The sequence below is a fragment of the Alienimonas sp. DA493 genome (assembly GCF_043951915.1).
Lineage (GTDB): Bacteria > Planctomycetota > Planctomycetia > Planctomycetales > Planctomycetaceae > Alienimonas.
Map to the genome: position 1 here is coordinate 1 of NZ_JBINJD010000165.1, position 11,275 is coordinate 11,275.

The window sequence follows — 11,275 nt, forward strand, 5'->3', positions numbered from 1 at the left end:
GCGGGGTCCAGGCCGTGCTCCTCCAGGTGCAACACCAGCGAATACCCCTTGCCCGGCGCCACCGGCACGTAGACGCCGAGGGCCTTTTGAAAATCCGGCGTCAGGGCCCCGGCGGCGACCACCACGGCGCTGGCGGGCTGCTCGCCGGCGCCCCCCTTCGATTCGTACCGAACCGCCCGCACCCGGCCGTCCTCGACGCGGAAGCCGGTCGCGGAGACGCCCTCGCGGATCGTCACCCCGCGTCCCTCCAGCGCCGTCCGCCAGCTTTTCATCAGGGCGTCCGGCCGCAGGTGGGCGTCCTCCTCGTAGAACCAGCCGCCGGCGACCTCGGGCCGCAGCGCCGGTTCGAACTCCCGCAGTTCGGCGCCGTCCAGGCGGCGGGCGGGCAGGTTGAACCGTTCGGAAAGCAGGGCGTCGGTCTTGGCGTAGGCCTCGTGGGCCGCGGCCTCGCGGAAGGCGATCAGCAGGCCGTGGGGCTCGAACTCGCAGTCCAACTCCGCGCCGAGGTCGTCGTACAGCGCGCGGGAGGAGGCCAGCAGCGGGCCGATGCCGCGGCCGGCGGCGACCGCGGCGGACTCGTTGCAGCGGGCGGCGAAGGCCAGCAGCCAGCGCCACAGCCGCGGGTCCCACCGCGGGGCGACCCGCAGCGGGGCGTCCTTCTGGAACAGGTTCCGCATCGCCTCGGCGAACACCCCCGGCCCGGCGGGCGGCAGCACGTGGCTGGGCGAGAGCAGCCCGCAGTTCCCGTGCGAGCACGCCGCTCCAAAGCGGTCCCGCTCCAGGATCGTCACGCGGCGGCCGGCCTCCGCCAGATAGTGGGCGCAGGCGGCACCCACCACGCCGCCGCCGATCAGGACCACCGGGGACTCGTCAGACATTTCGCACAACGCCGCGGCGGCGAACCGTGAGGGGCAGGACGCCGGGGGCGAACGATTCCGGCGGCGGACGATAACAAGCGGCGCTAAACGATCCCGCCGCGGAACGGATCGGCTGCGTCGAAGCGCAGCAGGTTCTCGCCGGTCACGAAGGCGGTCGCGGTCAGCGTGGGCCGGACCGTCGGCGTGCCGTCGGCGGTCGGCGGGCCGGGCTCGTAGGACGCCTCGAACAGGCTGCCGATCACGCTCTCCTGCCGCCACGTTTCGCCCGGGGCGAGTTTCCCGTCCGCGGCGAGGCAGGCCAGCTTGGCGCTGGTGCCCGTGCCGCAGGGGCTGCGGTCGTAGGCCCCGCCGGGGCACAGCACGAAGTTGCGGCCGCCGTTCGCCGGGTCGGCCGGCGGGCCGCACAGCTCCACGTGATCGATCTCCGCCCCGTCGGCCCCGGTCACGCCCTGTTCGTGCAGCATTGCCTTGATCCGCTTCGTGGCGTGCAGCAGGGAGCCGACGTTGCTCAGCTCCAGCGCCCGGCCGGCGGCGTCGGCGAGGAAGAACCAGTTCCCGCCCCAGGCCACGTCCCCCGCGACGAGCTGCGACCGCCCCCCGCGGCCGACCTCCACCTCCACGCCCGAGGCGTATCGGAACGAGGGCACGTTGGTGAACGTCACCCCGCGGCCGTCCGCGTGCAGCGTGAACGGCACCGGCCCGGCGGGGGTGTCGAGGCGGCGCTCCCCCGGCTCGATGAGTCCCGCGTGGGCCAGGGCCACGGCGACGCCCGCGGTCCCGTGCCCGCACATCCCCAGCGGTCCGCGGTTGTTGAAGAACACGACCGCCGCGACGCTGCCCGCCTCCGCCGGCGGCAGCACGACCGCCCCGACGACGGCCTCGTGCCCCCGCGGCTCCTCCACGACGGCCCTGCGGAAGGCGTCGAAGTCCGCGGCGAACCGCGCCCGTCGCTCGACCGCCGAGCCGGTCGCCAGCGTCGGGAACCGGGTTCCCTCCAAGTCGAGGATCACCCGCGTGGGCTCCCCGGCGGTGTGGGTGTCCACGACCGCCAACGTCGGGGGCAGGGGGAACGCCGTCATGCGGGGGGCTCGTTCACGTCGGGCAGCGGGCGCCCCCATTCTGCCCGCCGCCGCGTCCGAGGTCATGCCGCATTCCGCTCCCCCCCTCTCCCTCAAGGGCGGAGGGGGAAAGCGGGGCGAACCTCGCCGGGCGACCGGGGTTCGCTCAGGGCAGGTCGATGACCTCCCCGCCGGCGCGGGTGAGCACGTTCTTGAAGAGCGTCGCGTCGATCCGCTCGCTGAGGAAACGCACCGCCCCGTCGGTGAACGCCGCGTTGAACCCGCCGCGGTGCCAGCCGCCGAACGGGGTCGGGTCGACCGACTTGGAGAGGTCCACGGTCACGTCCTCCGGCTTCGTCCAGGGGATCTCGGTTTTCGTCTCCAGGACCATGATCGTGTTGGAGGTGCCGTCGGTCACGTCGCGGAAGCCCGTGCCGCCGTCCTGCGGGGCGGCCTGAGCGGTCCACAGGCTCGGCGGGCCGCCCGCGGCGCCGATCGGGGCGACGTAGGAGGTGAACGGCTTGCCGCGGTCGTCGGCGGGGTGGCGGTAGACGTCCGGCGTCCGGGCGAGCACGGCGGCGTTCGCCGGGTCGTCCCACGGCTTCGTCTTGTCGTAGGCCTCGTACAAATCCGCGTGCTCCAGGAACGGCAACAACTCCACCCGCCAGCTGCGTTTCACGCCGTTCTCCACGACGACGGCGGGGGGGAACCGTTTATAAACGTCGTGATAATTGTGCATCGCCAGGGCGATCTGCTTGAGGTTGTTCTGGCTCTGCGTCCGCCGGGCGGCGGCGCGGGCCGATTGGATCGCGGGGAGGATCAGGGCGATCAGCATCGGGGCGGAGTTGTCCGCCCGCGTGGTCAGCGTCACCCGGGGGCCTTGGGCGGAGACGGTCGTCGCCGCCAGGATTTTACGGGCCATGCCGACGGCCATGGCGACGCCCATCTGCTCGCCGGGCTCGCCGTCGGTCAGCGCCGGGGCGGCGTCCAGGGCGTTGCCGGCCATCGTCAGGGCGGCGTCGACGGTCGCCTTCACCACGCTGGCGGCGGCTTCGTCGGGGGCTTCGGCCAGCGCCGTCGCCCGCACCGTGCCGTCCGGTTCCAGCGTGGTCCACACCGCGACCCGGTCCACGTTCGTCGCCAGCGGGCGGGCCAGCCCGAGGGCCAGCGCCTGCACGCCCGCGTCCGACCCGGGGCGGGTCGCGGCCTCGTTCAACTCCGCCAGCATCGCGGGACGAACCGCGGCGAGATCCACGTACAGCGCCGCCCCGGCGCCGTTCGCCCGGGCCGCGTTCAGCAGGGGGTTGCCGGCGAAGGACCGCGCCGGCTTCGTCCCCAGGTCGTTTGATCCGCCGGGGGAGAACAGCAGCGTGCGGGCGTCGGCCTTCGTCACCGGGGCCTCGGGGGCGGGGACGGCGCCGCCCTCCACCTCGACGGCCGGGTCCGGCGCCTCGCCGACGGTGCGGATCACGAACGTCGGCGGCGTCGGCCGTTCGCCCGACCCGCCGTTCATCTCGGCCAGCCGGTTCTGGTACATCGCCACCCGCTCGACGTCCGCGAAACTCAGCCCGAAATACGTTCGGAACTGCGCCTCCAGTCCGTCCGGCGTCCCCTCGCCGCGGAGCAGCGCCGCGACCGGGGCCAGGGCGGGATCGGTCAGCAGGGCCTGCGCCTCCAGCACGGCGACCAGTTGGGCGTCGGCGGGCACGTAGGACAGCACGTCGGCGGCCTCGGCGGTCGGCGTCGCCCGCCGCGGGGCCAGGGCGTCGGTGGAGACGGGCGGCCGCACCACCGGCCGGCGAGCCGGCGGCAGGACGCCCGGCAACTGGGAGTCCGGCGGTTGGAGACTGTCCGAGGGCTGCCGTTCGGCCGGGGGTTGCAGGCCGGCCGGCGCCTGGGCGGCGGCCGGGGCGGGACGAAAACCGCTCGCCAGCAGGGCGACGGCCAGCACGCCGGCGGCGGCCAGCGGGCCGGCGGTTCGGGTCGCCCAGCGGGGACGGGGGACGGGGGTTCGGCGGAGCATTTCGACTCTCTGGTGCAGGGTTCGTCGGGAGGGGAGAAACGCCCGCGCCGGCCACGCGACCGAGGCGGGGGAACGGGGGCGAACCGGGCCGGTGTCCGCCGTGAGGGCGACCGCGGCGAGGCTCCGCAGATACGCCGCCCGCCCGCCGCACAGCTCCGCGGCGGCCGCGTCGGCGGCGAGTTCCTGATCCAACCGCAGCCGCCCGGCGAGCCAGTGCGACAGCGGGTGATAAAACTGCGTCAGCAGGGCGGACTGGGCCAGCAGATTGGCCGCGGCGTCGCGGCGGGCCACGTGCGCCAGCTCGTGGGCCAGCACGGCCCGGCGGTCCGCGGGAGCCCAGCGGCGCCAGCCGGTCGGCAGCAGCACGGCGGGGCGGCGCCAGCCGACGGCCGCGGCCGTCGAGAGGGCGGTCGTCGCCCGCAACTCCGTCGCGTCCGGCGCCCCGGCGGCCCGGCGGAGAGCGGCGAACTCGGCCTGAACCGCGACGTCGTCCACCGGTTCAGACCGCCGCCGCAACCGCCCGACCCACAGCCAACCGACCACGAACCGCCCCAGCCCGAGCAGCGTCAAGCCGCCGGCGAGCAGCATTCCCCACCGCACCGGCCGGCGGACCTCCCGCGGCGCCGCGGCGTCCGCGACAGGGCCGAGCGTCCCCGGCGGATCGAGCAGCGCCGCCACGAACGCCCGCCCCGCGGCCAGCGAGACGCTGGCGAAGTCCGCGTCGGTTCGTTCGTTTCCGATCTCCGCTTGGGGTTTCGCGGGCGCCGCAGAATTCGGACGCGCCGACGGAACCGCCCCGCCGTCCCACCGCGGCCAGGGGCTCAACGCCGCCAGCGACAGCGCCGCCGCGGCGCACAGCCCCAGCAGGGCGACGCGGCCGCCGCCCCGCGGCCCGAAGCGGGAGGCCGCCGCGTGCAGCCCCGCCGCGGCGAGCGTCACCGCGGTCACCTGGACCGCGACCCACAGCAGCGGGGTGAGCAGGGACGCGGGGAGGGGGGCGAAGTCAGGCATCGTCGGTCGTCCCGTTGCGGTTCTCGCGGAGCACCCCCTCTAGCAGGTCGCGTTCGGCGGCGGTCAGGCGGTCGTCCACCAGCCGGGCCAGCAGGGCCTCCCGGGAGCCGCCGAACACCTTGCGGACCAACTCGCCCACCAGACTGCGGCTGACCTCCTCGAACCCGCGGGCCGCCCGGTAGCGGTGCGGGCGGCGGTCGTCGGTGCGGTCGAGAAACCCCTTGCGGTGCAGGATGGACACCAGCGTGGCGACCGTCGTGTGGGCCAGATCGCGGCCGTCGGCGGCGAGGGCGTCGCGCACCTCCGCGACCGTCACCTCGCCCCCGCCGGCGTCCCCGTCGGCCTGGCGGTCCCAGACGGCGTGCATCACTTCCAACTCCCGATCGGTCAGTTCCTCGGCGGGCGGTCGAGCCATGAGGGGCAGTTCGCACGGTGTTCGGGTTTCTTAGATTTGGTTTTACCGAAGTGCGGAACGCATCGCAAGAGGCTGACGCGTTTCCGATTTCGGGGGCGGAGCCCGAGCAAGTTCGGTCGACGAGCGGAGCCGTCAGGCGCGGGCGTCGGGGGGCGCTTCGCGGGCGCCGTCGGCTCGGACGACCACGCGGCGGCTCTCCCGGGCCTCCCGCAGGCCGGCGGCGACCGCCGCGGCGCCGAACCCGCCGAACGCCAGCACGTGCAGCCAAACCCACGCCGGACCGCCGCTGACGGCGACGACCAACGCGATCACCCCGCCGCTCAGAAACAGCCCGCCGAACGCGGCGAAGCCGCAGCCGTTCGAAACGCCCTGCCAGTCGGTCGTGGTGTGAATCGGGCGGTTGCGGCGGCGCTCCGCCCGCAGACGCCGCCGCCGGGCGACCGCCTGCAGCCGACGCTCCGCCCCGGTCGTGCGGCGCTCCAGCCGGGCGACCTCCTCGGTCCAGCGGACGCCGCGCTCCACGTGGATCAGCAGCGCCGTGCCGCAGAACCCGCACCGCACGATCCGCCCGTCGGCGGCGTCGGTTCCCGCTCCCCCCGACTCCTCCCCGTCCGCCGCCGGGGCGTCCAGCGGCACGGGGCCGCCGCAGTGGTTGCACGGGGCGGAGGGGCCGCTGGCGGCGGGGCGACGGCGGGCGCTCATCGGGCCGCCCCGTCGGGGCCCCCGTCGGGTCCCCCGTCGTCGTCCCCGCCGTGGCCGGAGCCGGAGAGGCGGCGTTCGAGGGCGGCCCGGGCGGTTTGGTAGTTCTCCCGACCGCGGCGGAACCGTTCAGCCCGGACCCATTTCCGTACGGCGACCGTCGCCGCGACGACCCCGCCCCAAAAATACAGCGAAAACGGGAACAGCCCGCTGCTCAGGGAGGTCTGCGCCCCCCAGGCGATCGCCAGGACGCCGGCGATCAACAGCGTGACGGCCGCCCCGCGATCGGGCGGCAGCGGCTTGCCGTGCTCGTCCCAGCCGTCGATCAGCGTGGCCCGCCGGCGGTTCCAGAGGTCGTCCAGGTCGGCGAGTTTCTCCTCAATGTGCATCCGCCGTACGGCCCGGTGGAGCCCCTCGACCCGTCGGCCCAGCCGCCGCACCCGCTTGGCGGTGATCCGCCCCCGCGACCGCCGCAGCCGCACCGTGGCGCCGCAATGATCGCAGGACAGGAACCGCACCCGCCCGGCCGGCACCGGCAGCGGGGCGGCGCACTTCGGGCAGGCCAGCGTGGCGACGACCGGCGTGTCGCCGGTCGCCGTGGCGCCGTCGGGCGGGGGCGGGGCGGACGCGGCCATGGAGCGAACGACGCGGGGCGGGCGGCGGGCGAGGACGAAGATGAACGAGAGCCGGCCGCGGGTCGAGCGTTGATCCGGTTCGCCTTTCCTACGCCGCCGGGCGGCCGGCGCTTCCCGGAAAGTCCCGCCCGTCCGCCGACGGCCCGAGCCGGGGCCTCAGGCCCAGTCCTGAGAGCGAGCCGCGCTCTTCCGCAGCGGTCTTGACCAGCCCGATGCGCAGAGCTTTTTGCATCAACGATCGGCAGCTCGAAACGCGAGCCGAGGCGTGCACGCATTGCGGAGTTACCCGGCCTCGTTTGCGCTTCGGGCTCACCGTCTCCGGCGGGCGCGGGTGAACCGTTCGCCGCCTCGCTCTGTTGGCAGCCCGAGGCGCCAGCCGAGGCGGTTCAACGGGGGCAGCCTTGCCCGGCCTCGGCTCCGCGTCGGGCTCCCATTGCATCGGGCGTCCTCAGCGACGCCTGCGGCCTGAGTTACGTCCGTTGATGCAAAGAGCGCTGACGCTGCGGGTTCGTGTTTTCGCTCAGTTCTGAAACCGCGTTCAGCCCAGCCGTTCCCGCCAGGCGGCGGTGTCGAGCACGTCGCTGAAGAACATCTGTTGGGCGACCAAAATGCTTTCGTGCAGCTTGGCGGCGGTTACGGAGCCGGCTTTGTTCGAGACGTCCAACGTGCCGGTCGCGTCGCTGAGGAACTCGACCTTCAGGCCGCGATGGAACGCCTGCCGGGCGGTCGTGTCGCAGCAGACCTGCGTCATGTAGCCGGCGACGGTCACGGTGTCCGCCCCCTGTTCCTTCAACCAGTCTTCCAGCGGGGTGTTCGTGAAGGAGCCGGGCAGGTTTTTGTCGATCAGCACGTCCCGCGGCCGCTCCTCGACCTCCGGCCGCAGGGCCCACGTGTCCGAGCCGTGCTTGAACACCTGCGGGTCCGGCCCGGGTTGATGATGACGGATCACCGCGGTCGGCACGCCGGCGTCGGCCGCGTCGTCCATCGTCTTCAAAATCGTCTCCAGGTGCCCGGAGGGATAGGTGATGGGAAAAGCGCCCCCGGAGAAGTACTCGTTCTGAACGTCGATGACGAGGAGGGCGCGGCTCATAGGACGGGACGGGACGGGGCACGGGGGCGACGGGGGCCGCTGGGGGGCGGCCGGCGGGGAGGGATCCTTGTCGGACCGTTCCGTCCGTCACGGTGAGGGTTTCCGCCCCCCGCCGCGGCGGAGTCGCGTCTTCGTCTCGGCGCCGCCTCAGCGCTCCTCCAACGCGTCCGGCTCGTTCAACGCGTCCGGCTCCTCCAGCGCCTCGGGGGCGTTGCGGAACTCCCGGACCCGCGGGGGGCGGCGGTCGGATTCGCGGGGGCCGAACTCCGCCCGCACGGCGGCGACCAGCAGGTCGGCGCCGACGGCGGTCGTCTCCGCGTCGACGGTCGCGGAGACGCCGACCCGCACGGACATCCCGTCGCCGGTTTCCCCGGTCACCTCGACGGTCGCCAGGATCTTGCGGAGGGCGGCGGCGACCAGGGCGACGACCGCCGCCTCCTCCGGCTCGCGGCGGAGCATCGCGGCGGGCAGGCCGTTCAACACGTTCCGGGCCACCACGACCGCCGCCCCCGCGGTCTGCCGCAGGCGTTCGGCGGCGGCGGGGTCCGGGGCGGCGGCGACCAGCCGGGCCGACAGCGCCCCGCCGGACAGGTCCGCGGCGAGGGCGTAGGCGTCCGCGTCCGTCACCGCCGGCCGGGCGAAGCCGAACGCCGGGATCCACTCGTCCTCCCGGCGGGCGGCGAAGTCCAGTTCCCGCAGCATCGCCGACCGGATCGCCGTCACGTCCCCGAACAGCAGCAGCGCCGCGGGCGATTCGGTTCCCAACTCCTCCGCCAGCGCCGCCGCCGAGCCGGCCGCGGGGGCCTGCGGCTCGCCCAACGCCGCCAGCGTCTCGCCGCCGCGGCGGCCGATCGCCAGCGCCAGCGTGCGGCCGTCCGGCAGGGCCCGGGCGACCCCGCGCTCCGCCAGTTTCTCCGGCACCACGACCGGCCCGGCGACCCGCACCAGAAACAGCGGCTCCCCGACCGGATCGCGGGACGGGTAGCGTTCCTCCGGGTCCGGCGGCGGCGCCGGCGGCACGAACGCGGCGACGGCTCGCACGTCCGCGAAGCTCAGCCCTAGTTCGCCCAGCGCCACGGCGAACGGCCCGCCGTCGGCCAGCAGCGGGGCGACGGTCCGCTCGAACAGCGGATCGCCCCGCAGCCGCTCCACGTCCAGCGTCATCCCCCCGACGGCGTCCGCCGGAATCGCATGCAGAATCGGCGGCGGCTCCGCGTCCGCCTCCTGAGCCGCGGCGAACGGGGCAACCAGCAACGCCGCGACCCACGCGGCGGAGACACGAACGACGAACATTGCGGGCGCTCCAACCGGGCGACGAACGAATACCGCCGGCCAGCCTAGCGTGGCGGCGCCGCGACGGTCAGTCGCGGCCGGAGGGGGCGACGCCGCTGCCCGCCGGCTCCCGCCCCGCCCACGCGCGCCGCACGAACTCCCCGCGGGTCGGGGCGTCGTCCAAGCCTTCCGCGTTCGGGGCGATTTTGGCGGCCAGTTCGGTCCAAGCCTCCCGGACGAAGGGCGTCAGCGGGGCGTCCGGTTCGAAGGCGTGGGCCGGGAAGGCCTCGTGGTATTGGCCGGCGATGCGGCGGCCGCGGGTGGCGTACTTCACCGGCTCGCGGGACGGGTCGCGGTCGAGGGCCGTCAGGCCGCCGGCGCTCCCCCACCACTGCACCGCCCGGAACAGCGGGGCGTCCGGCGGGACGTCCGAGACGTAAATCGTCGCCGACCCCGCCGCGTGCAACCGCTCCTGCACCGCCGCGACCGGAACCGCCGTCAGCGGCCCGCCCGCTCCGTCGTTCATCGGCTCGGCCAGGGCGATCGTTTCGCCGGCCGCCTCGCCCATCGCCGCCCAGATCGGCTCCAACCGCAACGCGCAGAACCCCACGTGCGAGGCCGAACAGGCCACCGGCACGGCGAGGTTCGTCACGTCCCGCGTCAACACGGTCCCCAGCGGCACCTGGTAGGGCGCCGTGCCGCCGCCGTACTGCCCGAGGTGCTCCCCGTCGAATCGCGTGCCGCGGCGGTCGGTCCCGTGACTGCTGGGCCCGTAGTCGCCCACGGCGATCGAGTCCGGCTGGAACTTCGCCCGGGCGTCGCCGCGGCGCTCGGGCCGCACGTCGTTCTGGGTGAAGGTCGTCACGCCTTCGATCCGTCGCGCCTCCCGCACGTACAGCTGCTCCGGGAGGTGGCCGTTGGTCGGATATTCGTCCCGGCACCAGCCCCAGGCGCGGGCGTCTTCGGCGAACCGCTCCGGCACGGCCGGGTCGTTCTGCAGGAAGTAGAGCATGCCCACGTTGTGCCGCAGGTGCTCCCGATAAATCTCGCCGCGGCGGGCCGGGTCGGCGGTGGGCCAGTCGTCGTTGATCGTGGGCAGCGACAGCCGCACGGGCGTCCCGTGGACGTCGTTCAGGTCCCGCTTCCCGTTCGGCAGCACGGGGCTCTGCGCTTTATAAAATCCCCCGCCGACGCCGCTCATCGTGTCGCAGAAGATTCGCTTCACCCGGCCGCTGTTGAGCGTCTCTAACAACGGCAGATAGTCGGTGCGGTCGTAGCCCGGGGGCGGCTCGACGGGCGCCGCGTTCGCCCCGTCGGCCGGTTTCTCGCCGGGGGTGAGCGGCACGTCGGTGCTCCCCGCGCCGGTGCGGGTGGCCGTCAGGCGAAAGTTGTAGCCCTGCACGTGATCGTCCGGCGTTTGGGGAGCGAGAGGTTCGCCGTATTCGTCCCGCCCCTCCTGCCCCACGCGGAACGGCACGCCGGCCGCCGCGGCGAGGTCGCCCTCGTAGGTGGCGTCCACAAAGTAGGCCCCCGACAGCGTCTCCGCCGGCCCGACGGCCGGTTCGTAGGGGCCGAACGCCGTGTCCGCGACCGGCTCGAACGTCGCCGAGACGATCCGCCGCCCGCCGCCCTCGGTCGGTTCCGTCTGCACGGAGACGACCCGCCGCCGCGTGAGCACATGAATGTTGGGATGCTCCGCCAACATCGCCCGCAGGATTTTTAAGTTCACCCCCGGCCCGGCGTGCGTGCCGCGGAAGCTGTCGCGGACCTGCTGGGAGTTGGGTCCGTATTTGTCCGCGTAGTGCCGTTCGACCCGTTGGGTGAAGTCGAGGAAGACCCCGGTGAGGGCTTCGAACGAATGGAAGTCCGGGTGGGTCAGGCCGTTGGTCGCCATCCCGCCGATCCAGCCGTAGGGGGTGACGACCGTCACCGGCCGCTCCGGGTTCCGCCGGGCCGCCGCGACCGCCGCCGCCAACCCGCCCGGCGTCGCGCCGTAGACGAGGACGCCGGCGTCCGCGGCCGGCGGACCGGCGGCCGGGGCGAGCAGCAGAACGAAGGCGGCGAGCATGGCGGGGGAACCGTGGGAGTGAGTTAGGGCGCTAGGATGAGGAGATGGACGGCCCGACAGAAGCGATCGTCACCGTGCATCGGGTGCGGCCGCGGCCGCACCCACCTTGGCTCGAGGTCGAAGCGA

Annotated in this window: 9 protein-coding genes; all 9 read right to left on the minus strand. The window is 74.2% G+C overall.

Features of this window, described 5'->3' with window-relative positions:
• A partial coding sequence (locus ACG2DA_RS18855; protein ID WP_395257696.1) for an FAD-dependent oxidoreductase occupies positions 1-878 on the minus strand: 878 nt, incomplete at its 3' end.
• Positions 879-961: 83 nt separating this feature from the next.
• Positions 962-1,957 (minus strand): proline racemase family protein, encoded by a 996-nt coding sequence (locus ACG2DA_RS18860; protein WP_395257698.1) that lies wholly within the window; start codon positions 1,955-1,957, stop codon positions 962-964.
• A 145-nt stretch (positions 1,958-2,102) separates the two neighbouring features.
• Complete coding sequence (locus ACG2DA_RS18865) at positions 2,103-4,970, minus strand: DUF1559 domain-containing protein (RefSeq protein ID WP_395257700.1); 2,868 nt, start codon at positions 4,968-4,970, stop codon at positions 2,103-2,105.
• Positions 4,963-5,385 (minus strand): BlaI/MecI/CopY family transcriptional regulator, encoded by a 423-nt coding sequence (locus tag ACG2DA_RS18870; RefSeq protein ID WP_395257701.1) that lies wholly within the window; start codon positions 5,383-5,385, stop codon positions 4,963-4,965. Before ACG2DA_RS18870 ends, ACG2DA_RS18865 begins: the two co-directional genes overlap by 8 nt.
• 132 nt (positions 5,386-5,517) lie before the next feature.
• On the minus strand, positions 5,518-6,087 hold the full coding sequence (locus tag ACG2DA_RS18875; RefSeq protein WP_395257702.1) for a hypothetical protein: 570 nt from the start codon (positions 6,085-6,087) through the stop codon (positions 5,518-5,520).
• A complete protein-coding gene (locus tag ACG2DA_RS18880) occupies positions 6,084-6,719 on the minus strand; it encodes a hypothetical protein (RefSeq protein ID WP_395257703.1) in 636 nt (211 codons plus the stop codon). Before ACG2DA_RS18880 ends, ACG2DA_RS18875 begins: the two co-directional genes overlap by 4 nt.
• 538 nt (positions 6,720-7,257) lie before the next feature.
• A complete protein-coding gene (locus tag ACG2DA_RS18885; protein WP_395257704.1) occupies positions 7,258-7,809 on the minus strand; it encodes a cysteine hydrolase family protein in 552 nt (183 codons plus the stop codon).
• Positions 7,810-7,956: 147 nt separating this feature from the next.
• Positions 7,957-9,102, minus strand: a complete 1,146-nt coding sequence (locus ACG2DA_RS18890) for a hypothetical protein (RefSeq protein WP_395257705.1) — start codon at positions 9,100-9,102, stop codon at positions 7,957-7,959.
• A gap of 67 nt (positions 9,103-9,169) precedes the next feature.
• Positions 9,170-11,149, minus strand: coding sequence for an FAD-dependent oxidoreductase (locus ACG2DA_RS18895; RefSeq protein ID WP_395257707.1), 1,980 nt, complete (start codon positions 11,147-11,149; stop codon positions 9,170-9,172).
• Positions 11,150-11,275: the final 126 nt, after the last annotated feature.

Excerpts from the sequence above, each read along its gene's own strand:
- ACG2DA_RS18860 (WP_395257698.1), bottom strand. The coding sequence starts at position 1,957 with ATGACGGCGTTCCCCCTGCCCCCGACGTTGGCGGTCGTGGACACCCAC.
- ACG2DA_RS18865 (WP_395257700.1), bottom strand. The coding sequence starts at position 4,970 with ATGCCTGACTTCGCCCCCCTCCCCGCGTCCCTGCTCACCCCGCTGCTG.
- ACG2DA_RS18870 (WP_395257701.1), bottom strand. The coding sequence starts at position 5,385 with ATGGCTCGACCGCCCGCCGAGGAACTGACCGATCGGGAGTTGGAAGTG.
- ACG2DA_RS18875 (WP_395257702.1), bottom strand. The coding sequence starts at position 6,087 with ATGAGCGCCCGCCGTCGCCCCGCCGCCAGCGGCCCCTCCGCCCCGTGC.
- ACG2DA_RS18880 (WP_395257703.1), bottom strand. The coding sequence starts at position 6,719 with ATGGCCGCGTCCGCCCCGCCCCCGCCCGACGGCGCCACGGCGACCGGC.
- ACG2DA_RS18885 (WP_395257704.1), bottom strand. The coding sequence starts at position 7,809 with ATGAGCCGCGCCCTCCTCGTCATCGACGTTCAGAACGAGTACTTCTCC.
- ACG2DA_RS18890 (WP_395257705.1), bottom strand. The coding sequence starts at position 9,102 with ATGTTCGTCGTTCGTGTCTCCGCCGCGTGGGTCGCGGCGTTGCTGGTT.
- ACG2DA_RS18895 (WP_395257707.1), bottom strand. The coding sequence starts at position 11,149 with ATGCTCGCCGCCTTCGTTCTGCTGCTCGCCCCGGCCGCCGGTCCGCCG.